The organism is Flavobacterium muglaense, assembly GCF_014305155.1.
Lineage (GTDB): Bacteria > Bacteroidota > Bacteroidia > Flavobacteriales > Flavobacteriaceae > Flavobacterium > Flavobacterium muglaense.
The window spans coordinates 1-20,843 of sequence record NZ_JACRUK010000004.1 but is presented as its reverse complement, the minus strand read 5'-3'; the positions used below and the strand labels follow the sequence as shown (position 1 = coordinate 20,843).

Annotated in this window: 20 protein-coding genes and 1 pseudogene; 10 read left to right on the top strand and 11 right to left on the bottom strand. The window is 34.6% G+C overall.

Annotated elements, in window-relative coordinates; translation table 11 throughout:
* Window positions 1-6 precede the first annotated feature (6 nt).
* The 3 genes from ubiE to H8R24_RS02860 form a co-directional block, all read right to left on the bottom strand.
* Complete coding sequence (gene ubiE / locus H8R24_RS02870; RefSeq protein WP_187017072.1) at window positions 7-738, bottom strand: bifunctional demethylmenaquinone methyltransferase/2-methoxy-6-polyprenyl-1,4-benzoquinol methylase UbiE; 732 nt, start codon at window positions 736-738, stop codon at window positions 7-9.
* 587 nt (window positions 739-1,325) lie between these two features.
* Window positions 1,326-1,808, bottom strand: a complete 483-nt coding sequence (locus tag H8R24_RS02865) for a dihydrofolate reductase (protein ID WP_187017071.1) — start codon at window positions 1,806-1,808, stop codon at window positions 1,326-1,328.
* Window positions 1,809-1,821: 13 nt separating this feature from the next.
* Window positions 1,822-2,151, bottom strand: coding sequence for a 2TM domain-containing protein (locus H8R24_RS02860; protein ID WP_187017070.1), 330 nt, complete (start codon window positions 2,149-2,151; stop codon window positions 1,822-1,824).
* 236 nt (window positions 2,152-2,387) lie between these two features.
* Between H8R24_RS02860 and H8R24_RS02855 the strand changes: the two genes are divergently transcribed.
* Entirely contained in the window at window positions 2,388-2,684 is a 297-nt protein-coding gene (locus H8R24_RS02855) for an isoamylase early set domain-containing protein (protein ID WP_187017069.1), read from the top strand.
* 18 nt (window positions 2,685-2,702) lie between these two features.
* Here H8R24_RS02855 and H8R24_RS02850 read toward each other — a convergent pair whose 3' ends face one another.
* From H8R24_RS02850 to H8R24_RS02835, 4 genes are all read right to left on the bottom strand, one after another.
* The gene (locus H8R24_RS02850) at window positions 2,703-3,527 is read right to left on the bottom strand and encodes a thymidylate synthase (RefSeq protein WP_187017068.1); all 825 of its coding nucleotides are present in this window, start codon (window positions 3,525-3,527) and stop codon (window positions 2,703-2,705) included.
* A gap of 52 nt (window positions 3,528-3,579) precedes the next feature.
* Window positions 3,580-4,209 carry a bifunctional nuclease family protein gene (locus H8R24_RS02845; RefSeq protein ID WP_187017067.1) on the bottom strand — a complete coding sequence of 210 codons (630 nt, stop codon included), beginning with the start codon at window positions 4,207-4,209 and terminating at the stop codon, window positions 3,580-3,582.
* Between the two features lie 162 nt (window positions 4,210-4,371).
* On the bottom strand, window positions 4,372-5,340 hold the full coding sequence (locus H8R24_RS02840) for an electron transfer flavoprotein subunit alpha/FixB family protein (RefSeq protein ID WP_187017066.1): 969 nt from the start codon (window positions 5,338-5,340) through the stop codon (window positions 4,372-4,374).
* A gap of 73 nt (window positions 5,341-5,413) precedes the next feature.
* Window positions 5,414-6,160, bottom strand: a complete 747-nt coding sequence (locus H8R24_RS02835; protein WP_187017065.1) for an electron transfer flavoprotein subunit beta/FixA family protein — start codon at window positions 6,158-6,160, stop codon at window positions 5,414-5,416.
* Between the two features lie 266 nt (window positions 6,161-6,426).
* Here H8R24_RS02835 and H8R24_RS02830 point away from each other — a divergent pair, with 266 nt between their 5' ends.
* From H8R24_RS02830 to H8R24_RS02815, 4 genes are all read left to right on the top strand, one after another.
* On the top strand, window positions 6,427-7,407 hold the full coding sequence (locus H8R24_RS02830) for a pyruvate dehydrogenase complex E1 component subunit beta (protein ID WP_187017064.1): 981 nt from the start codon (window positions 6,427-6,429) through the stop codon (window positions 7,405-7,407).
* A 72-nt stretch (window positions 7,408-7,479) separates the two neighbouring features.
* On the top strand, window positions 7,480-9,954 hold the full coding sequence (locus H8R24_RS02825; RefSeq protein WP_187017063.1) for a DUF5686 family protein: 2,475 nt from the start codon (window positions 7,480-7,482) through the stop codon (window positions 9,952-9,954).
* Window positions 9,955-10,262: 308 nt separating this feature from the next.
* Complete coding sequence (locus H8R24_RS02820; protein ID WP_187017062.1) at window positions 10,263-10,793, top strand: inorganic diphosphatase; 531 nt, start codon at window positions 10,263-10,265, stop codon at window positions 10,791-10,793.
* A 110-nt stretch (window positions 10,794-10,903) separates the two neighbouring features.
* Complete coding sequence (locus tag H8R24_RS02815; RefSeq protein ID WP_187017061.1) at window positions 10,904-13,456, top strand: sodium-translocating pyrophosphatase; 2,553 nt, start codon at window positions 10,904-10,906, stop codon at window positions 13,454-13,456.
* Window positions 13,457-13,544: 88 nt separating this feature from the next.
* On the opposite strand, the gene H8R24_RS02810 is transcribed toward H8R24_RS02815, so the two are convergent.
* Window positions 13,545-15,368 carry a hypothetical protein gene (locus tag H8R24_RS02810; protein WP_187017060.1) on the bottom strand — a complete coding sequence of 608 codons (1,824 nt, stop codon included), beginning with the start codon at window positions 15,366-15,368 and terminating at the stop codon, window positions 13,545-13,547.
* Between the two features lie 223 nt (window positions 15,369-15,591).
* Between H8R24_RS02810 and H8R24_RS02805 the strand changes: the two genes are divergently transcribed.
* The 5 genes from H8R24_RS02805 (at window position 15,592) to H8R24_RS02785 (ending at window position 18,815) form a co-directional block, all read left to right on the top strand.
* Window positions 15,592-15,924: a DUF4870 domain-containing protein gene (locus tag H8R24_RS02805; protein ID WP_187017059.1), complete on the top strand. Its 333-nt coding sequence runs from the start codon at window positions 15,592-15,594 to the stop codon at window positions 15,922-15,924.
* A gap of 177 nt (window positions 15,925-16,101) precedes the next feature.
* Window positions 16,102-17,052, top strand: a complete 951-nt coding sequence (locus tag H8R24_RS02800) for an SPFH domain-containing protein (RefSeq protein WP_187017058.1) — start codon at window positions 16,102-16,104, stop codon at window positions 17,050-17,052.
* Window positions 17,053-17,055: 3 nt separating this feature from the next.
* Complete coding sequence (locus H8R24_RS02795) at window positions 17,056-17,304, top strand: hypothetical protein (RefSeq protein WP_187017057.1); 249 nt, start codon at window positions 17,056-17,058, stop codon at window positions 17,302-17,304.
* 7 nt (window positions 17,305-17,311) lie between these two features.
* Complete coding sequence (locus H8R24_RS02790) at window positions 17,312-18,226, top strand: hypothetical protein (protein ID WP_187017056.1); 915 nt, start codon at window positions 17,312-17,314, stop codon at window positions 18,224-18,226.
* Window positions 18,227-18,236: 10 nt separating this feature from the next.
* Window positions 18,237-18,815, top strand: coding sequence for a DUF6620 family protein (locus H8R24_RS02785; RefSeq protein WP_222617352.1), 579 nt, complete (start codon window positions 18,237-18,239; stop codon window positions 18,813-18,815).
* A 97-nt stretch (window positions 18,816-18,912) separates the two neighbouring features.
* On the opposite strand, the gene H8R24_RS02780 is transcribed toward H8R24_RS02785, so the two are convergent.
* The 3 genes and pseudogenes from H8R24_RS02780 to H8R24_RS02770 form a co-directional block, all read right to left on the bottom strand.
* Window positions 18,913-19,527, bottom strand: coding sequence for a deoxynucleoside kinase (locus H8R24_RS02780; protein ID WP_187017055.1), 615 nt, complete (start codon window positions 19,525-19,527; stop codon window positions 18,913-18,915).
* Window positions 19,527-20,318 (bottom strand): hypothetical protein, encoded by a 792-nt coding sequence (locus H8R24_RS02775; RefSeq protein WP_187017054.1) that lies wholly within the window; start codon window positions 20,316-20,318, stop codon window positions 19,527-19,529. Before H8R24_RS02775 ends, H8R24_RS02780 begins: the two co-directional genes overlap by 1 nt.
* Before the next feature lie 392 nt (window positions 20,319-20,710).
* Window positions 20,711-20,843, bottom strand: a pseudogene (locus tag H8R24_RS02770) (IS1595 family transposase); the annotation flags it as partial.

The window sequence follows — 20,843 nt, the reverse complement described above, 5'->3', positions numbered from 1 at the left end:
AACGTATTATTTTTTAGATGCAGAGTAAATTGTAGCTACTCCAAATGTTTGCGGCATGGCCTTCACATCTATAAACCCAGTTTTTCTTAAAATATTGTTTAAAGCTTCTCCATATGGGAAAGAAGCAGCAGATTCTGATAAATATCCATAAGCAACATCATCCTTTGAAAATAGTTTTCCTATTAATGGTAGTATGTTTTTACTGTAAAAATTATATCCTTGTTTGTAGGGAGTCTTGTCTGGAACCGAAGTTTCTAAGATGACAAATACGCCGTTAGGTTTTAATACACGTAATATCTCGGATAGTCCTTTTTCAAGTGTTTCAAAATTTCTTACCCCAAATGCTACGGTTATTGCATCAAAATAATTATCGTCAAAAGGCATGTTTTCTGAATCTCCCAAAACCATTTCGATTCTATTTGAAAGTTTTTTGTCGGCTATTTTTTTAACTCCTACTTCAAGCATTCCAGCCGAAATGTCTAAACCAATAATTTTATTAGCTTTTGTTTGTGCCATTAAAATAGCCAGGTCACCGGTTCCAGTTGCGATATCTAGAATAACTTCGGGCTGAGATTGGTTGACGATTGCAAGTACTTTTTTACGCCATTTGACATCTATTCCAAAAGAAATCACGCGATTTAAGTTGTCGTAATTTCCTGAGATAGTATCAAACATTTGAGCTACTTGTTCTTTTTTGCCTAAATCGGAATCTTTATATGGAGTTATGTTTTTTGACATTTTTAATTTTTGACAAATATAATACAATCTAAATTGAACTGGAATCTAGTTTCTTAAATAGTAAGAATAAATATGTATTAAGGCAAAGATTTAACGATTGTCTAATAGGTCTCTTTGCTTTGCAGTAAAAAATAATTGAAATATCACTAAAAGTGGGTATTGTGTGCGCCGTTTTTAATGTCGAATTTTACCAAGAATTAAAATATAGATTTTATCAATGATTAAAATGGGATTTATGATTCAAATCAAGTGGTTGCTTTTTGCGTTGGTCATTTCACTTGTTCTTGTTAGCTTTTTTGATGGTGCCGTTCTTAGGAATAGCGATATGTTTACAGCGCAAAATACGTTCTTAGGATTAAATTTGTTTTTGGAAATTTTAATTTTCTTTGTCTTTAGTACCTTCGTGGTATTTGGTATTAAGGGCTTTTTTGAGATGTACTCTCAAAAAACATCAAATGTTATTATCCTCGTTTCGGGGGTATTATTAACTTTTGTAATTTTTTTATTATCTTATCAGATATTGTTTCAAGAGTGAATCGTTTATCCCAATCATTGATTAAAAAGGAAACACCCCAATTGGGGTGTTTTTATTTTTTAGTAAAAGTTTGATAGGTGTAATCGTATTGGTGTTTTTCGTCTTTGTTGTGAAATTCACTAGTTGTTAATTCCCAGTTGTTGCGATCTATTTCCGGAAAAAAAGCATCGGCTTCAAAGCTGTGATGAACGAGAGTGAGTTCTATAGTGTCTGCATATGCCAATCCTAGTTCATATATTTGACCACCACCAATAATAAAAGTCGTCTGGTCCTTGGGGCAAATAGCAATTGCTTTTTCCATACTACTTACTACAATGCAACCTTCTGGAGCATAATCTTTTTGTCTACTTATAACTACGTGCGTTCTATTTGGTAAAGGTTTAGGGAAGCTTTCAAATGTTTTTCGACCCATAATAATATAGTGTCCAGATGTGAGTGCTTTAAATCTTTTAAAATCATTTGGCAAGTGCCACACGAGTTCATTGTCTTTTCCTAAGGCATTGTTTTCTGCAGCTGCCGCAATCATTGTGATCATTTTATAGTGCTATTTAGGGTTTGTCTTCTTTTATTTGGGCGGTTAGCTCTTCAATTTTCTTTTGCTGTAAAGTAACTAATCTGTTTATTTGATCTCGTTCCCAGTTTTTGTTCATAAAACGATCTGTGATAAATACTTTTATAAAGTGCAATAGAAATAGGAAAAACCAAATGGTGATAATCCATATATACCAAGTGGTACTAATGCCTAATTCGAATATTTTGGTGGCTATAAACAGAAATAAACTTGCCAAGAATAAAACAACAAAATGAAAATACAGCCTCTTTTTTTGTTTTAATCTTCTACGGGCATATTCATATAGTTCGTGTTGTTCTCTTTCCATAAGTTTAAATTTAGTTGTTAAAGATAAAATTTAAAATCTAAAGACACTATTCCGCTTTGATAATATTTATTAAGAAAACGTTTTCTGTTTTTTATATAAAAATTAAAGTTTGAAAAAATGATAATTCATTTATAATTTAACATAGTTTAAGGTATAGTCTTAAAACTTGATTTGAATGGTTATAAGTTCATTTGAATTTGTTTACTTTGTTACATAATATTAAAAATGAAATAGTTATGTCTATCAAGAAGCAATTTGTAAAATCAAAACCAGTGTGTAAAGTTACTTTTTCTGTAGCGGCCAAGGATGCTAGTCAAGCAGCTGTTGTTGGTGATTTTAATAATTGGAATCCAGAGGAAGGTGCTTTAAGTAAATTAAAAAACGGGACTTTTAAGGGTGTTTTTAGTGTGGATAAAGACGCAGCTTATGAGTTTAAATATGTAATTGACGGTGCGTTTGTAAATGAGCCCGAAGCGGATTCTTTCAAATGGAATGAATTTGCAGGAGCAGAAAATAGTGTTTTAGAGGTTTAGGCTTCTGAAACATTTTTTTTATACAGCAACACTTCCTTTGATCAATGGATGAGGATCGTAACCTTCCAGTGTGAAATCGTTAAAATCAAATTCAAATAGGTCTTTAATCGCTGGATTTAAGATCATTTTTGGTAGTGGTTTTGGTTCACGTGACAGTTGTAATTCTAATTGTTCAAAGTGGTTGTTGTAAATGTGCGCGTCACCAAAAGTGTGGATGAATTCTCCTGCTTCAAGATCGCATACTTGTGCAATCATCATTGTTAGTAATGCGTAGGACGCTATGTTAAATGGAACTCCTAGAAAAATATCGGCGCTACGTTGGTACAATTGGCACGAAAGTTTACCATTCGATACATAAAATTGAAAGAAGGCATGACAAGGAGGTAGTGCAGCTTTATTGTTGGCTACGTTTTCTTCAAATGATTTTGTGGTATCAGGCAATACAGAAGGGTTCCAGGCCGAAACAATCATTCTTCTGCTGTTAGGATTGGTTTTTAGCTCCGTGATTAGATCTTTAATTTGGTCAATCTCTTCACTATTCCAGTTGCGCCATTGGTGACCATAGACCGGACCCAAGTCGCCGTTGTCATCTGCCCACGCATCCCAAATTTTTACGCCGTTATCTTGTAAGTATTTAATGTTAGTGTCTCCTTTTAGGAACCATAATAGTTCATAAATGATCGACTTTAAGTGTAGCTTTTTGGTAGTAACCATTGGGAATCCTTCGCTTAGATCAAAACGCATTTGGTGTCCAAAAACACTTTTTGTTCCTGTTCCAGTTCGGTCTCCTTTTTGGCAACCATTTTCCATTACATGTTGCACTAAGTCTAAATACTGTTTCATTTTAAATAAGGGTTAATCGGTGCTATTTCTAGATAATTGATTGCAATGAATGTTACGATTCTCTTTTCGAAATTTCGTCTCTTATATTTGCAGCTTTCTCATAGTCTTCTTGTTCTACCGCTTGCTCTAGTAATTCGGTTAATTCTTGTAAGCTATGTTTGATATAGGTTCTACTAGATTGTTGATTGTCATCTTCGTTGCCAAAAGTTTCTGGATTAGAAAGTATGTCGTCAATATCTTGAGAGTCTTGATCAGTATCTTGCTGATTGGTTTTTAAATGAATTCCGGCTTTGTCAAGAATGTTTTTATAGGTAAATATTGGTGCATTAAAACGAAGCGCCAATGCAATTGCATCGGATGTTCTAGCGTCAATAATCTCTTCAATTTTATCTCTTTCGCAGATAATACTTGAATAAAAAACACCATCTACTAGCTTATGAATGATGACTTGTTTTACAACAATATCAAATCGTTCTGCAAAGTTTTTAAATAGATCGTGTGTTAAAGGACGGGGTGGTTTTATTTCTTTTTCTAGTGCAATTGCTATTGATTGCGCTTCGAAAGCCCCTATTACAATGGGTAGTTTTCTTTCGCCGTCAACTTCGTTCAAAATTAAAGCGTAAGCTCCATTTTGTGTTTGGCTGTATGAAATTCCTTTAATGGATAATTTTACTAAGCTCATAATTGCTGAAATGATTAGTACTTCGTACTTATTTAGTGATTGGGAATTGATTTTAATTACAGTGCAATTTTACTAAAAAAATAGGACACAAAAAAACTGCCTGATTACAAAGATACAATTATCTTGTGTCAGGCAGCTTATTTATTAAAGATTAAAGTGCTATTATGATTGGTGCGCTTTGAATGCTTTTAGTTTTTCTATTAATTGAGGTACGATTTCAAACGCATCTCCTACTATTCCGTAATCAGCTACTTTAAAGAAAGGTGCTTCAGGGTCGCTGTTGATCACAACTTTAACCTTAGAAGAGCTAATTCCTGCAATGTGCTGGATTGCTCCAGAAATTCCTATTGCGATATACAAGTTAGTAGCAACAGGTTTTCCTGTTTGTCCTACGTGTTCGCTATGAGGTCTCCATCCTAAATCGGATACTGGTTTTGAACAAGCGGTTGCAGCTCCAAGAACTGTTGCTAGTTCTTCTACCATTCCCCAGTTTTCTGGTCCTTTTAATCCACGTCCTGCAGATACTACAATGTCTGCGTCTGCAATAGATACTTTTCCAGATACTTTTTCTACTGATGCTACTTTTACTCCAAAATCGGCATCACTTATAGATGGCGCAAAGTCTTCTTCGGTTAGTGTAGATGGTGTTTCAAAAATACCGTACGAGTTTTTAGCAAGTCCTAATACTTTTACATCTGTAGTTATTTCAGTAATGTTAAAAGCTTTGTTTGAAAAAGCATTTCTTTTTACTTGAAAAGGCGCTGTGCTTACAGGAAGTCCAACAACATTTGAAGCGTAACCAGCGTCTAGTCCAACTGCAACAAGTGATGATAAGTAAATACTATCTGTCGTTGACGAAAGTAAAATTACCTTTGAAGCTTCTTTTTGTGCAGCTTGTTTAATAGCATCGGCATAAGCCTTAGCTGTAAAACCGTTTAATTTGTCATTGCTTACTTTTAATACTTTGTCTACTCCGTATTTAGCAAGTTCGGATACGTCTCCGGCATTAATTGTAAGGGCTGTTACTGTTGTTCCTAATGTTTCAGCTACTTTTTTTGCATATGAAGCCAATTCAAAAGCTACTTTTTTGAATTTTCCTTCTGCTGATTCTGCATATATTAATATTGACATGATTTATTTGTTTAAAGTTTAAAGTTCCAGGTGTAAAGTTTGTCACTGTACACTGAATACTGTACACTGATTTCTAGATTACTTTGGCTTCGTTGTGTAATAAGTTGATTAACTCATCTAAATTATCTGCAGAAACTAATTTTACTGCCGACTTAGCTGCTGGTTTTTCAAACTTCACTGCTTTAGTTGTCGCAGCAACATCTGTAGGCTCTACAACTGCAAGCGCTTTTGTTCTTGCTGTCATGATTCCTCTCATATTAGGAATACGTAAATCTTTTTCTTCAACTAGTCCTTTTTGACCACCAATGATTAATGGTAAAGTAGTAGTAACGGTTTCTTTTCCACCGTCAATTTCACGTACAGCAGTTACATTTGTACCATCAACTGTAATATCAGTACAAGAATTAAGGAAGTTGTATCCTAGGATTCCTGCAATCATACCAGGAACCATTCCACCGTTATAGTCTAATGATTCTTTACCAGCAATGATTAAGTCATAACCTCCTGTTTTAATTACTTCGGCTAATTGCTTGGCAACAAAAAATCCGTCAGTTGGATTAGCGTTGATACGAATCGCTTCATTAGCACCTATAGCAAGTGCTTTTCTCAAAGTAGGTTCGGTTTCTGGACCACCAACATTGATAACAGTAACTGTTGCTCCTTGTTTTTCTTGGAACCAAATTGCACGTGTTAACCCGAATTCATCATTTGGATTAATTACGTATTGAACGCCGTTGGTATCGAATTCTGAGTCGCCATTGACGAAATTAATTTTCGAAGTAGTATCAGGAACGTGGCTGATGCAAACTAATATTTTCATGGTTGTATGTTTTTATTTCTTAATTTCTTTTACAAATTTAAAATAATAATTTGAATAATATACTATGCGTGCATAATATTTTTTGTTAAACTATTACGTTTTCGTGTTCGGATTAGTAAAGCATTAGTGTTTGAAATTAGTTAAACTGTGAAAAGATATAACAAATTACTTAAAATAACATAGCATTATTTTGTTGTAATTTTGCTTTTAATGATTTTAAATATTTATTTTTGCTTTTCGAAAAATACACTGATACAATATCAAATATGAGAACGATACAATTTAGAGAGGCCATTTGCGAAGCAATGAGCGAGGAAATGCGTCATGATGAGTCTATTTATTTAATGGGTGAAGAAGTTGCTGAATACAATGGTGCATACAAAGCATCTAAAGGTATGTTAGCTGAGTTTGGAGAAAAAAGAGTTATTGATACTCCAATTGCAGAACTTGGTTTTACAGGTATTGCTGTAGGATCAGCAATGAATGGTTGTAGACCAATTGTGGAATACATGACTTTCAATTTCTGTTTAGTAGGTATTGATCAAATTATAAATAATGCTGCCAAAATGCGTCAAATGACGGGAGGACAATTTAATGTACCTATCGTTTTTCGTGGACCAACTGCTTCGGCAGGACAATTGGGGGCAACACACTCTCAAGCTTTAGAAAACTGGTTTGCTAATACGCCTGGCCTTAAAGTGGTAGTTCCATCTACTGTTTATGATGCCAAAGGTTTATTGAAAGCAGCTATTCGTGATAATGACCCAGTTATTTTCATGGAATCAGAGCAAATGTATGGTGACAAAGGAGAAGTTCCTGAAGGAGAATACACTATTCCTCTAGGAGTTGCTGATATTAAACGTGAAGGTACTGATGTAACAATTGTTTCTTTTGGTAAAATCATCAAAGAAGCTCATATCGCTGCTGAAGAATTGGCTAAAGAAGGAATCTCTTGTGAGATTGTAGATTTAAGAACGGTTCGTCCATTAGATTATGATACTGTTTTAGCTTCGGTTAGAAAAACAAATAGATTAGTAGTTCTTGAAGAGGCTTGGCCTTTTGCAAGTGTTGCTTCAGAGATTACTTATGTGGTGCAAGAACGTGCTTTTGACTTTCTTGATGCGCCTATCCAAAGAATTACAACTGCTGATACTCCAGCTCCTTATTCTCCAGTTTTACTGAAAGAATGGTTGCCAAATGCTGATGATGTTATCAAAGCGGTTAAAAAAGTAATGTATAAAAAATAATACATTTCTAAATTATACTATAAAGGCTTCATCATGCGTTAGTGTGATGAAGTTTTTTTTTAAAGTTAAATTATGAAGAAGATACTCTTGTTTTTATTGTTGTTTACAACTGTTTTGAATGCTCAAACTAAAGTGAGCGGAATCATTGTTGATAAAAGCAATCAACCTGTGCCATTTGCAAATGTCCTTTTTAAGGATTCTAATATTGGTGTATTGTCAAATGAAGACGGTCGCTTTTATATTGAAGCAGCACAAAATTATACAACATTAATTATCACGTCTGTAGGCTATTCGGACAAGGAAATCAGTTTGCCTAAATTGGTGAACTACGATTTTAAAGTGCAAATAAGTGAAGCCGAAAGTTTGAAAGAGGTGGTGATTTTTACCGGAAAAACCTCTAAAAAAGACAATCCGGCACTTGATATTTTGAGGAAAATTTGGGAAAGAAAACGTAAAAACGGTCTTTCGAAATTTGAACAATATCAAATGGAAAAGTACGAGAAGGTTGAGTTTGATATGAATACTATTGATAGTGCCTTCATGAAAAATAAAATTTTCAAAGGCATGGAGTTCATTTTTAATCATGTCGATACTTCCAATGTTACTGGAAAAACCTATTTACCTATTTTTATAAACGAGTCTTTGTACGATGTGTATGGAAATAACAAAATCAATAAGGTAAAAGAAAAAATTAAAGCCAATAAGAACTCCGGTTTTAGTGATAATCAACAAATTTTATCCTTTGTAAAAGATTTGTATTCAGACTATGATATTTACAACAATCACCTTACTTTTTTTGATAAAAGCTTTACAAGTCCTTTGTCTAAAACCGGGATTGACACGTATAACTATATTTTAAGAGACAGTGCTTATATTGATAAGAAATGGTGCTACAATATTATATTTTATCCTAGACGTAAAAATGAACTAACCTTTAAAGGTGATTTTTGGGTGAATGACAGCACTTTTGCCATCAAGAAAATTAATATGGCAGTTACAAAAAGCGCTAATATTAACTGGGTGAAAGATATTTATATCGAACAAGAATTTGAAGTGCAAAACGATTCGGTGTTTCTATTGACTAGAGATTATATGATGTCTGATTTTGCTTTGAATAAAAAAGACGAGTCAAAAGGGGTGTATGGTAAACGAACTACTTTGTATCAAAATCATAAATTTAATATAGAAAAACCTACTGCATTTTATAGGGAAGAGGTTAATTATATTGATAATGACGTCTATAATAAATCCGAAGAGTATTGGGACGAAAATAGATTTGAGAACCTGAATAAGGACGAAAAAGGGGTTTATAAAATGTTAGATACCTTACAAACCGTTAAGAAGTTTCAAAATTTGTACAACTTGGTTTCTATTCTTGGAAGCGGTTACATACAAAAAGGGCATTTTGATTATGGGCCTATTTTTTCAACTTTTGGTTATAATGTAGTCGAGGGTGTACGCTTGCGTGTAGGTGGTCGAACGTATTTTGGGCCAAACGATACTTGGCGTTTGCAAGGATATACAGCTTATGGTTTTGGAGATGATAAGTTTAAATACGGATTGTCTGGAAAATGGATGGTCGATAAGAAAAGAAGAATCATCCTATCGGGAGGAAATAGACGCGATATCGAACAAATTGGGGCTAGTTTAACTAGTACTAATGATGTTCTTGGACGTAGTTTTGCGTCATCATCGGTGTTTTCAACAGGAAGTAATGGGAAGTTGACTAATATCAACTTGACCAATGTAGGGATCGAGATGGAACCAGTTAAAAATTTGACGTTTCAAGCGGGCTTTTCATACCGTACATTAGAGTCGGCTTCTTCGTTATTTAGTTTGGATTATTATACAGATCCTAGTTTTACAACTATAAAGAGTGATGTGAAACAATCTGAAGTTAATTTTCAAGTAGAGTATACGCCTAATAGAAAAACAATTGGCTACGGTGTTGAACGTTCTAATGTGGATAGTCCTTTTAGCCGTTTTTATGTGAATTACAGTCATGGTTTTAAAGGATTGTTGAATAGTGATTTTAAATACGATAAGATTCAGCTGTACTACAAGCAACCTATTATTATTGGGCCTTTAGGGAAGTCGAATGTTATTGTGGAGCTTGGAAAAACCTTTGGTACAATACCGCTTGGTTTGATGAGTGTTATTCCAGGGAATCAAACCTATTTTACAATAGAAAACACTTTTAGTAACCTTAATTTCTATGAGTTTGTAACTGATCAGTATGCTACTTTGCAATGGGAACATAACTTTGGTGGGCGACTTTTTTCAAGAATACCGTTTATGCGAAAACTGAATTGGAGAGAGATTGTAGGAGCAAGGAGTGTTTATGGCACCATATCAGATGCTAATAGAGCCATCAATGCATCAGGCTTAACCTATATGGCTCCAGAGAAAATGTACTGGGAGTATAGCGCCGGAATTGGGAATATTTTTAAAGTATTTCGCATTGATTTAGCTTGGAGAGGGAATTATTTGAATACGCCAGACACACAGCGTTTTTCTGTAAAAGGATCATTTGGGTTTTATTTTTAATCGAATTTGGTTCTTCTATTCTCTTTTTGGTATACGGAAATATATAAAAAACAGGATTTGTTGCGGTTTTTTATTCGAAATGGATTTAGAAAACCAAAGTAATTTTGGCGAAAGCCTTACTGTTTTAAGTGGGTAGCAGCTGCTTTATCTTGTTGTGAGATAGTTTACTATGATGAAAAACAGGTGTTTGTTGCACAAAATGCAATGCTTTTGTTTTCTTGTGTTTTAAGGGTGATATTTCTTGTGATAAATGGGTTTTTATCTTACTTTTGCTCACGCATAAATTGAATTTAAGACAATATAATAATATGACTGCAGATAAAATAACAACTTTCGATGTTTTAATCGAAATTCCAAGAGGAAGTAGAAATAAATATGAGTACGATTTCGAAATAAAAAGAATGCGTTTCGATAGAATGTTGTTCTCTTCGATGATGTATCCAGCGGATTATGGTTTCATTCCAGAAACTTTAGCTTTAGACGGAGATCCACTTGATGTTTTGGTTTTAGTAAATGAACCAACTTTTCCTGGATGTGTGATGGAAGTAAAGCCAATTGGAGTTTTCCATATGGCAGATGATAAAGGACCAGATGAAAAAGTAATCTGTGTACCAGTTTCTGATCCAATTTGGAATTCATTGAATGACTTGTCTGACATGAATCCACACTTAGTAAAAGAAATTGAACACTTCTTTCAAGTGTACAAAGATCTTGAAAACAAAACTGTTGATGTAGGTGGATGGGGAGATGTTAATGAAGCCTATGACATTATCAAGAAATGTACAGAGCGTTTTAATGCAATTCCAAACAAACCAGAAGGATTATTTGGAATTAAATAATTTCAACCTTTATATTTTATAAAAAAAGCAATATTCTACCAAGAGTATTGCTTTTTTTATTTAAATTCGTTGGTATAGTATTGATTATTAACCAAAACCAAAACGAATTTATGAATACAATTATGATTTATTTGCCAATAGTCATGGCATTCGTCGGACTTCTGTTTATGTTTTTTAAAAGAGCTTGGGTGCTAAAACAAGATCCTGGTGATGGGAAAATGAAAGAGATTTCAGATTACATCTACGAAGGTGCATTAGCATTTCTTAAAGCGGAGTATAGGTTATTGACTTTTTTTGTAATAGGAGCTAGTATTGCACTAGCTGGGGTTTCTTATTTTGTGCCCACCACTAATATTTTGATAGTGGTTGCTTTTGTTTTTGGTGCTTTTTTCTCGGCTCTTGCTGGAAATATGGGTATGAAAATCGCAACCAAAACCAATGTTAGAACAACCCAAGCGGCACGTACAAGTTTGCCACAGGCTTTAAAAGTCTCTTTTGGTGGTGGAACGGTAATGGGTCTGGGTGTAGCCGGTTTGGCTGTGCTGGGATTGACTTCTTTTTTTATAATCTTTTTTCATTATTTTATGAATGGTACTTGGACTTCTACTGAAGACATGACCATTGTTCTTGAAACGCTTGCCGGTTTTTCATTGGGAGCCGAATCTATTGCTCTTTTTGCCCGTGTAGGTGGAGGTATTTACACTAAAGCTGCCGATGTAGGTGCTGATTTAGTTGGGAAAGTCGAAGCAGGAATTCCGGAAGATGATCCTCGTAACCCAGCCACTATTGCAGATAATGTAGGGGATAATGTAGGGGATGTAGCGGGAATGGGAGCGGATTTATTTGGTTCTTATGTTGCGACTGTTTTGGCAGCTATGGTTCTAGGGAATTATGTGATTAAAGACATGGGCGGGAAAATTGAAGATGCTTTTGGCGGAATCGGTCCAATATTGCTACCCATGGCAATTGCCGGATTCGGAATATTGTTTTCGATAATTGGAACCATGTTAGTTAAAATTACGGATGATAATGCTAAGGAAGCACAGGTGCAAAAAGCGTTGAATATAGGGAATTGGGTTTCCATAGGTTTGACCACGATTGCTTGTTATTTTTTAGTTCAATATATGTTGCCTACCACTATGAAGATGGAGTTTTTTGGTGAAGGAATTCAAGACATTTCTTCCATGAGAGTATTCTATGCAACCATTGTAGGTTTAGTGGTAGGTGCAAGCATCTCATCAGTTACAGAATATTACACCGGATTAGGTACAAAACCAGTAATGGCCATTGTTCAAAAATCAAGCACTGGTGCTGGAACTAATGTGATTGCAGGTTTAGCAACGGGAATGATTTCTACTTTTCCTACCGTTATTTTGTTTGCAGCAGCGATCTGGTCTTCGTATGCTTTTGCAGGATTTTACGGGGTGGCATTGGCGGCTTCGGCTATGATGGCTACTACTGCAATGCAACTTGCAATTGATGCGTTTGGTCCTATATCTGATAATGCAGGTGGAATTGCCGAAATGAGTGAATTGCCTAAAGAAGTGCGCACACGTACTGATATCTTAGATTCTGTTGGGAATACTACTGCGGCAACAGGTAAGGGATTTGCAATCGCATCTGCAGCATTGACTTCTTTGGCTTTGTTTGCGGCTTATGTAACCTTTACAGGTATCGATGGAATAAATATTTTTAAAGCGCCCGTTTTGGCTATGTTGTTTGTAGGTGGAATGATTCCTGTAGTTTTCTCGGCTTTGGCTATGAATTCCGTAGGGAAAGCAGCGATGGATATGGTGTATGAAGTGCGTCGTCAGTTCAAAGAAATCCCAGGAATTATGGAAGGAACGGGTAAGCCTGAGTATGCAAAATGTGTAGATATTTCGACTAAGGCCGCTTTACGCGAAATGATGTTACCGGGTATTTTGACTATTGGTTTCCCGATAGCGATTGTATTGCTAGGTAAATTAGTCTACGCAGATAACAACCAATTAATAGCCGAGATGCTTGGGGGTTATATGGCGGGAGTAACGGTTTCGGGGGTATTGTGGGCTGTTTTTCAAAACAATGCTGGTGGTGCTTGGGATAATGCTAAGAAATCATTCGAAGCTGGTGTTATGATCAATGGCGAAATGACCTATAAAGGGTCTGAGGCACATAAAGCTGCTGTGACTGGAGATACAGTTGGAGATCCGTTTAAAGATACTTCTGGTCCATCAATGAATATATTGATCAAGTTAACTTGTTTGATTGGATTAGTGATGGCCCCTATTTTAGGAAATGGCAGCGCAACGATTACAGATGGTGCATGTTGCTCAAAAGTAAAAATGGCTGGTGCATCAATGGAGGCAACTGGCTGCGATATGAGTAAATGTGCTACAATGACTAAGGAAGAATGTGTCAAAATGTGTGATGAGGTAGGTTGCTCACCTGAACAAAAAGAGAAATGTCTAGCTCATTATGATAAAGATGGTCAGTTTTTAAACCAAAGAACAGATTGTTTTGATACTTCTAAATACAGTAAAAACAGTGTTGATGTAAGTGTTTCTACAAGTAATGGAAAAACGGTTGGTAAAATAACCAAAAACGTGAATGGTAAAGTAACCACCAAAGTTTTTGAAGGATCCGAAAGTGAAGTTCAGGCTAAACTTGATGCCGAAAAATAATTCATTTAAGACATCAGTAGAAATGCCTCGCAATCTAGTATTGCGAGGCATTTTTTTATTCAGCCAAGAAATAGATCACATTGGCACTTTATAATTGGTCAAGATAGTTGTTTAAGTCTTGGTCTTTGCTTAGTTGTAGTTTTTGCTTCAAGCGGTATTTGTTCATCCGTATGCTAGAGGGTTCTACATGAAGTAGTTTTGACATTTGTTTGGTTGTCAGGTTTAGTTTTAAATAGGAACAGTATTTGAGATCTAATTGTGTTAGTTTATTATCGCTTTGTTGCTGTAATCGCGATATAAATTCGGGATCAATTTCTTTAATATCTGTTTTTAAGGTAGCGAAATCTTTGTCAAGTCTGATTTCTTCGTTTATTATTCGGGTTAGATTTTGGATTGTTTTTTGGTCCAATTTGTCGGTACCAAATTCCGCTTTCATGTTGTGCAGTAGTTCTTTTTTTCGCTCTACTTGCACAGATTCAGCTAATAATTCTTTTTGTAATTGCTTTTTTTCTGCCAAGATCAATCTTTGCTCTGTTTCTAATAGTGCTGCTTTTAGATTGGTTTCTTCGGTTTTTATTTCTAGTACTTTTTGTTGTTGGATAGAATACTTTAGTTTGTAATTATAAGAAACAAATAAAAGTATAAGCGCTATAAATAGTGAGATCGCAATACCTACGTATATGTACTTTTGGTAGGTTATGGCTTTGTTTTTATCGTCTAATAATTTGATCTGATCTTGTTTTTTGGTTAGCTCATATTTGGCATCAAGAAGTTGGTTGCTTCTTTGGAGATTTTCTTCGCTAGATAAGGTGTAGCTTTCTACATATAACTCGTAGTAAGTAAGTGCTTGTGCTTGGTCATTTTTCTTTTTGTAAAATTGTGATAAAGCATAATAGATTTTAGATTGTAAATCGGGTTGTTTTACGGAGTAGCTTTCGATTTTGGCTTTCGATTGCAATAATAGAGCTTCAATTTTTGAGTTGTTATTATCCATATCGGCTAGCTGTGAAAGCAAGCCAAGGCAGTTTATAATGATTCCTTCGTGTTTTGTTGCTAATCCGTTTTTTAAAGCAAGTGTTGCGTACAGGTCTACCGAATCCTTAGCGGCAGGCATGTACAATTGGTACAAATGTACCGCAGTGTTGAGTTGTAGTATGGCAAGCTGACTTTGAAGAATGATCTTGTTTTTATTTTGTTTGAATACACTAATTCCTTTCCGAAACGCAATTAGGGTGGAGTCAATTTTTGGATTTTTGTTTTTATTGAGATCATAAAATGAAGTTCCTTTAGCTTGCCAAGCTAAGGTGATTTGTTGCGGATCATTTGATTTAATAGCAGCACTCAAGCAGTGATTTGCGTATTTATTTTCTAATAATAAATCATGTTTTGAGGCATAATAACCGTAGATTTTATAATAAATGTTGCTCAGTAAAAGATTGTTGTTGGTTTTTTCGGCATATTGTAATGACTTGAAGTAGTACGGTAGAATATTTGGATTGTTTAAAACGTCTAGTCCTTTGGCTTTGAAGTAATAAGCATTAGCTAGATCTTCTGGTTTTTTTGTCTTCAAGGCAATAGTTAGTAGGTTTTCTATCGCATTGTTCATATCAGTGTACTGGTTATTAATCCTGTAGATGTCTACAGCAATTTTGAGTATTTGGATTTTGACGCTATCTTTTAAGCTAACATTTTGTTGGTGTAAGGCTTCGTTCACTAACGCAAGGCTTCTTGAATGCTCCTTGAATTTGATAGCTTCAGCAAGTTGTGCTTTATGTAGGTAATGGACTTGGGTATTTTTGCTTGAATTGGTAACTTTAGTTTGTAGTTCAGTAATAAGGGTTTGCTGACTAAAGCCCAATTGCCAGATCAGAATACTTACTAGAATGTAAACTGTTTTTATACTTTTTTTCATTTGCTAAAAATAGCTAAAAAAATAATCGCTTTCTTTTTTTATTCGATCCTCTTTTTTTTCATCTCACTGGTTATAATTATCTGTTTACTAGCAGCTTGTGTTTTTGCGTATATGATTTGTTGCTTTGTGGATGTGTGTTGTAGACACTTTGTAGACACTGTTTTTAACAAGATTAGTAGGTATACATGTACATTTGGTTTGTATTGATTTAACACAATCAACCATGAACAACAAAACAGTTGCTATCGTTTCTTACATCACCATTATCGGATGGTTAATTTCTTATTTCTCTTATAAAGACAGAACACCAAAGAGCGCATTGGTAAACTATCACTTAAAGCAATCTTTAGGTGTGGCCTGCGTAGGGTTGATTGTTGGTGTAGCAATTAATGTCATTGCTTTGATTGTTCCAGCACTTGCCAGTGTACTTTCATTGATTAGTTTATTGGTTTTGGTTTTATGGATCTTCGGAATTATAAATGCAATGAATGAAGTTGAAAAGCCTGTTCCGGTTATTGGAGCAATATTCGAAAATAAGTTTGGTTTTATTAAGTAGTTTTTTTTGAGTAGAGAGATATATGTGCCGTTTTGACGTGCAGCTTTAAGGGCAATTTCAGTTGTAGTTGAGCAGCATTATATATTGATTTTTCAAAACGCTACTAAATAGCTATAGGTAACATTTTTATTTAGTGTTACAGAATAGCTTGTAATGACGAAAAAATCTTGTAGAAATATGAAATTACCATTTATAGAAATTATCGAGGCCACTACTCCTGATCCAAATTTACTGATGTGGAAGTATGAAGATGAGGATAAGGAAATAAAAAATGGGGCTAAGCTGATTGTAAGGGAATCTCAAGTTGCTATTTTTTTGAACGATGGACAGCTTGCTGATGTGTTTAAACCAGGTTTGCATGCGTTGTCTACAGAGAATATTCCTATTTTAAGTAGTTTAAGAGGTTGGAAGTACGGTTTTAATAGTCCGTATAAAGCGGATGTTTACTTTGTGAATACACGCCAATTTGTTAACAATAAATGGGGGACGCCATCTCCCATATTAATGAGGGATCCAGAGTTAGGTCAAGTGAGAGTGCGGGCTTTTGGAACGTTTGACATTCAAATAAATGATTTTGCTCGTTTTTTCACACAATATGCAGCCTCCTATAACACTTTTACGATTTTTGAACTACAGCATGAATTAAGAGATTTTATTGCGCCTAAGTTTGGGGAAGTGCTAGCACAACAAAATTGGGCTGTTATTGATGTTGCAGGTAATGCTAGTGAGTTAGGGAAAAAAATAGAGCCTTTTCTCAAACCTTATTTTGATCAGTTTGGAATAGAATTGATCAGTTTTACAATTACTAGTGTCACTTTACCGGACTCCGTATTAGTACATTATGATAAAATAACCAATATGAATATGGTGGCAGACATGGATAAGTTTACCAAATTCAATACGGCATCTGCCATTGGAGAAAAAGGAACTGCTTTAAATGATGCGGCTCAAAATGCTGTGGCTATGGGAATGTTGATGAATCAAGTACAGCAACAATCGCATCAGCAGTCTCATGCTAATGATGATGTTACTGCTAAACTTCAAAAACTTAAAATACTTTTTGAAAATGAATTGATTGACGAAGCCGAATACAAAGCAAAGAAAGCTGATTTGATTGCTCAATTATAAGGTATGGAAGAGGCTGATAAAACACCGTTAAGCTTAATTGATAGATTGAAGCTTAAAGCAGTAACCCAAAAATCCTATGGAGGAGCTTTAGTGGAGCAGGAAGCTAAGCTAACTGTTCGTAATTGTCCAAATTGCGGGGCCGGTAGAGCTAAGGATGAAGGTTTGACCATTTGTGCGTACTGTGATTTTGAATTCCTATCGGTTCGGCTTACCGATGGTATTACTATAAAAAAAGAAAATAACTCTAACTGACAGTTGTATGTTTAATTTGTCTAAAAATGTAGAAATAGAAAAAGTGATTGATGAAGTCCATACAACTAAGGATCGATTTTTTGTTTTTTTACAAAAATTAGAGATAAGATTAAAGGAATTTGCCGAAGAAGCATTGCCTGAGTTGACTGATCTCAATAAAAATGATCCTGATGGTAATAAGTTGGGTTTTTATCGAATGAAGTCCTCGGTGGAAGGACAGCTTGATAGTATTGTACAAAAAGCAAGAGACGTCTTTGAGGAAAAAAAGAATTATTTTGAAGGTAAAATAGAGCATGAGCATCGCTCTCTTTATTATGATTTTAGGAATCAATGTTTGGATGGATTGCAAAAGCTTGAAATTACTCGAAATTATTACAAAAATCAAATTGAAGGGACAGATTCTCAGGATTACGAAATGGTCTACCAAGCTATTCTTGAAGAATACGATAGTATTAAAAATAATTTTAATTGTGTGCAGTGTAGTAGTCCAATACTAATTGATAAAATTTATTTTACTACCACCTATCTCAGTTGTGCAGCTTGTTTTACTCAAAATACTTTTGAACCCAGCTCTCAAACTAAACAATTAGAACATGTGGGAAGGAGTCTTGCTGAGCAAAGAACCGCTCATTTATTGCAAGAGTATAAAGAGCAATCAAAATTAGCGTCGGTTATTTTTAGTAAAAAGCATGAATTAGAGATGAGTTTAGCAGGTGAAAATCTTAAAGATGTAATAGTCCAAAAAACTAAAATTATCCAAGAACTGACAGCACAAAATGAAGCTGTCGAAAAGGAGTTACCCATTTTATATGAAAGGTATTTGCGCACTTTGTTTGATCATTGGAATGCAATTAATCCTACCATGAAAAACGAACACGAAAAATTTTACACTAGATTATTAAAAGAAAATTATTATATATAAAATTAAAGATATGAGTAATCCATTATTAGAGCCCATTCACGGTGTATCGTTGTTTGATTACGCCGCGGTTTGTGCAAAGTTAGGCGCGGGAGTTGCAGAGAATGATGTTCTAAGCGCTTTAGGAATTGAATCTGCTGTTTATGAAGAAGCATCGGCATTATGGGTAGCTAGAATGCAAGAAGATAGCACTTGGGAAGTTACTACTGAATTTGGGAAGTGTTTTGCAGAAGTAGAGAATCATCCAAAGTTAAAAGACCTCAATGCAGCGGTCACTGAAGATGGTTTAGAAAATATGGAAAAACTTAAAACGGATCGCTATTTTTACGAAGAATTATGTGGTGCTAGAATAGCAGCATACAATTATGGTTTAGATGGTGCACAGTGGACACAAGATAACTTTGGAATAAATCTTGGGGATTTTCAAATAGTGGCAATGCAATGGGCTGCTATTCAAAAAAGTGAGGTAGATGGTGATGATTTTGAGAATGTGTTGCATTTTTCAAATTACCAGCAAGAAAAAATAAAAGAGTATTCTAGCCAATTCGCAAGTGAGCAAGGTGGTAATGTAAGCGATGATATTGAATTTTAATAGTTTCAAGTTTGTTGTTAAATGCTCATTCTATTTCAAATAGAAATGCCTCGCAATTATTAAGTTGCGAGGCATTTTTTATGGTATAGTTTGAACTTTAGAAAAGTCCGTTGATTTCGGTATCGATACGATGTATAATACTACCAAGATCTTCTTGATTGTCAACAAAATTAATGTTGTCTACATCAATAATAAGTAGCTTTCCGCGATCGTAGGTGTGAATCCAAGCTTCGTAACGTTCATTCAATCGACTCAGGTAGTCAATTGAAATTGTAGATTCGTACTCGCGTCCACGTTTGTGAATTTGTCCTACTAGATTAGGAATGGAACTCCTTAAATAAATAAGTAAATCAGGTGCCTTAACGGTTGATTCCATCAGTTCAAAAAGGGAACTGTAATTCTGGAAATCACGATTAGTCATTAATCCCATAGCGTATAGATTGGGAGCAAAGATGTGTGCATCTTCATAAATCGTTCGATCTTGAATGATTTTTTTTCCGCTTTCGCGAATTTGCATCACTTGACGAAAACGACTATTCAAGAAATATATTTGTAAATTAAACGACCAACGTTCCATTTGATGATAAAAATCATCCAAATATGGATTGTCAACAACGTCTTCAAAATGGGGCTCCCATTTGAAGTGTTTGGCTAGTAAACGTGTTAATGTTGTTTTTCCTGATCCAATGTTTCCTGCTACTGCTATGTGCATTACGGTATTATGATTTTATAATTTGTAATTCCTTCTGATGTAAAAATAGATAAAATTTGGTCTTTGTAAGTGAAATATTTAAAGCTTTTTTCTAAAATTTCAATTTCATATTTTTCTTTTTTCGCAATATCTTCAATACTAATGATTGAGTTCTTCGAATAGAGGTATTGATTGTCACTGATAATTTCTATTTGATCAAATGCCGTAGTTGTTGCTATTGCTGTTATTTTTCCAAAACGATCACACGAATACCATTGGTTTTTTTTATCGATCCAGTAAAATGTAGTAAGGGTCGATTGGTAATAAAGAATGCTCTCTGGAAAGGAAGTCGAGATGGACTTGTATTCGTTTTTTAAGTAATTGTATAGGCCTATTTGCTGGTTGAAACTATTGTACACCCAAAGTTGGTTTTGAGTTGCCAGTCCGATAGCATTAGCAATAATAGGGTCTTGATTGTTCGATAAGTTTATTTTTTGAATTTCATTCAGTTGATTATCTAGGATAACCACTGCATTAAAGTTTTCGTAAAACAGGACAAGCTTTAATGGGTTTTGTAGGTCGACTTTTGTGATCTGGCCCCAAGAAACATTTTTGTATTGCCAGATGGCTGTTTGATTTTTTTTATAAAACACATTGTCTTTGATGTAGTAACTGTGATCCATACTGTCCAATCCAATGAAAACATCGGCATCTGTTTTTTGAGAGGAAACCGGAAGTGCTTTTATTAGTTGCCCTTGCGCTGTAAAATGATACAAATGGACAATAAAAAAGAGGAGGATTGTTTTTTTCATGACTAGGCTAAAATACAAAAAAATGGGATTATTTATGCAGTCTGTATAAAATTACACAATTGTTGGACTTTCGTCATGTAATTGATCGCATTTGTATATGGTTAGTAGGTGCTAATCTATTTTATTTAGCGGTTTAGATACTATGCAGTACATTTATATTTCATTTAAAAAACAGCAACAATTGTTAGGAATTGCTTTTTAAATAAAACAGTAAAGTAAGGCTTTTATACTTTTTGTGGAAATCGAATGATTTGCATTAAACTATTTGTCTTTTTTACGGTCTAATCTAATTAGTAGTAGTGGTTTGTAACAATTGCAAGGGTTGTGAGTCCAATTGAAGATCTAAAAAAAATAAAACAAAGAATCATGAATAAATAATTAGAGGTGTAAAGTTATGTACTTATTTTAATTATTTGTAATCCAATGTGTTTATGCTTCATCATCTTAATAATTAGGTTGTCAAAAATAGTTTCCTTGTATATTGACCTATTTAATCTATAACTATATTCGTCTAAATACCTTTCT

Coding starts and splice junctions, on each gene's coding strand:
- ubiE (WP_187017072.1), bottom strand. CDS start 738: ATGTCAAAAAACATAACTCCATATAAAGATTCCGATTTAGGCAAAAAA.
- H8R24_RS02865 (WP_187017071.1), bottom strand. CDS start 1,808: ATGATCACAATGATTGCGGCAGCTGCAGAAAACAATGCCTTAGGAAAA.
- H8R24_RS02860 (WP_187017070.1), bottom strand. CDS start 2,151: ATGGAAAGAGAACAACACGAACTATATGAATATGCCCGTAGAAGATTA.
- H8R24_RS02855 (WP_187017069.1), top strand. CDS start 2,388: ATGTCTATCAAGAAGCAATTTGTAAAATCAAAACCAGTGTGTAAAGTT.
- H8R24_RS02850 (WP_187017068.1), bottom strand. CDS start 3,527: ATGAAACAGTATTTAGACTTAGTGCAACATGTAATGGAAAATGGTTGC.
- H8R24_RS02845 (WP_187017067.1), bottom strand. CDS start 4,209: ATGAGCTTAGTAAAATTATCCATTAAAGGAATTTCATACAGCCAAACA.
- H8R24_RS02840 (WP_187017066.1), bottom strand. CDS start 5,340: ATGTCAATATTAATATATGCAGAATCAGCAGAAGGAAAATTCAAAAAA.
- H8R24_RS02835 (WP_187017065.1), bottom strand. CDS start 6,160: ATGAAAATATTAGTTTGCATCAGCCACGTTCCTGATACTACTTCGAAA.
- H8R24_RS02830 (WP_187017064.1), top strand. CDS start 6,427: ATGAGAACGATACAATTTAGAGAGGCCATTTGCGAAGCAATGAGCGAG.
- H8R24_RS02825 (WP_187017063.1), top strand. CDS start 7,480: ATGAAGAAGATACTCTTGTTTTTATTGTTGTTTACAACTGTTTTGAAT.
- H8R24_RS02820 (WP_187017062.1), top strand. CDS start 10,263: ATGACTGCAGATAAAATAACAACTTTCGATGTTTTAATCGAAATTCCA.
- H8R24_RS02815 (WP_187017061.1), top strand. CDS start 10,904: ATGAATACAATTATGATTTATTTGCCAATAGTCATGGCATTCGTCGGA.
- H8R24_RS02810 (WP_187017060.1), bottom strand. CDS start 15,368: ATGAAAAAAAGTATAAAAACAGTTTACATTCTAGTAAGTATTCTGATC.
- H8R24_RS02805 (WP_187017059.1), top strand. CDS start 15,592: ATGAACAACAAAACAGTTGCTATCGTTTCTTACATCACCATTATCGGA.
- H8R24_RS02800 (WP_187017058.1), top strand. CDS start 16,102: ATGAAATTACCATTTATAGAAATTATCGAGGCCACTACTCCTGATCCA.
- H8R24_RS02795 (WP_187017057.1), top strand. CDS start 17,056: ATGGAAGAGGCTGATAAAACACCGTTAAGCTTAATTGATAGATTGAAG.
- H8R24_RS02790 (WP_187017056.1), top strand. CDS start 17,312: ATGTTTAATTTGTCTAAAAATGTAGAAATAGAAAAAGTGATTGATGAA.
- H8R24_RS02785 (WP_222617352.1), top strand. CDS start 18,237: ATGAGTAATCCATTATTAGAGCCCATTCACGGTGTATCGTTGTTTGAT.
- H8R24_RS02780 (WP_187017055.1), bottom strand. CDS start 19,527: ATGCACATAGCAGTAGCAGGAAACATTGGATCAGGAAAAACAACATTA.
- H8R24_RS02775 (WP_187017054.1), bottom strand. CDS start 20,318: ATGAAAAAAACAATCCTCCTCTTTTTTATTGTCCATTTGTATCATTTT.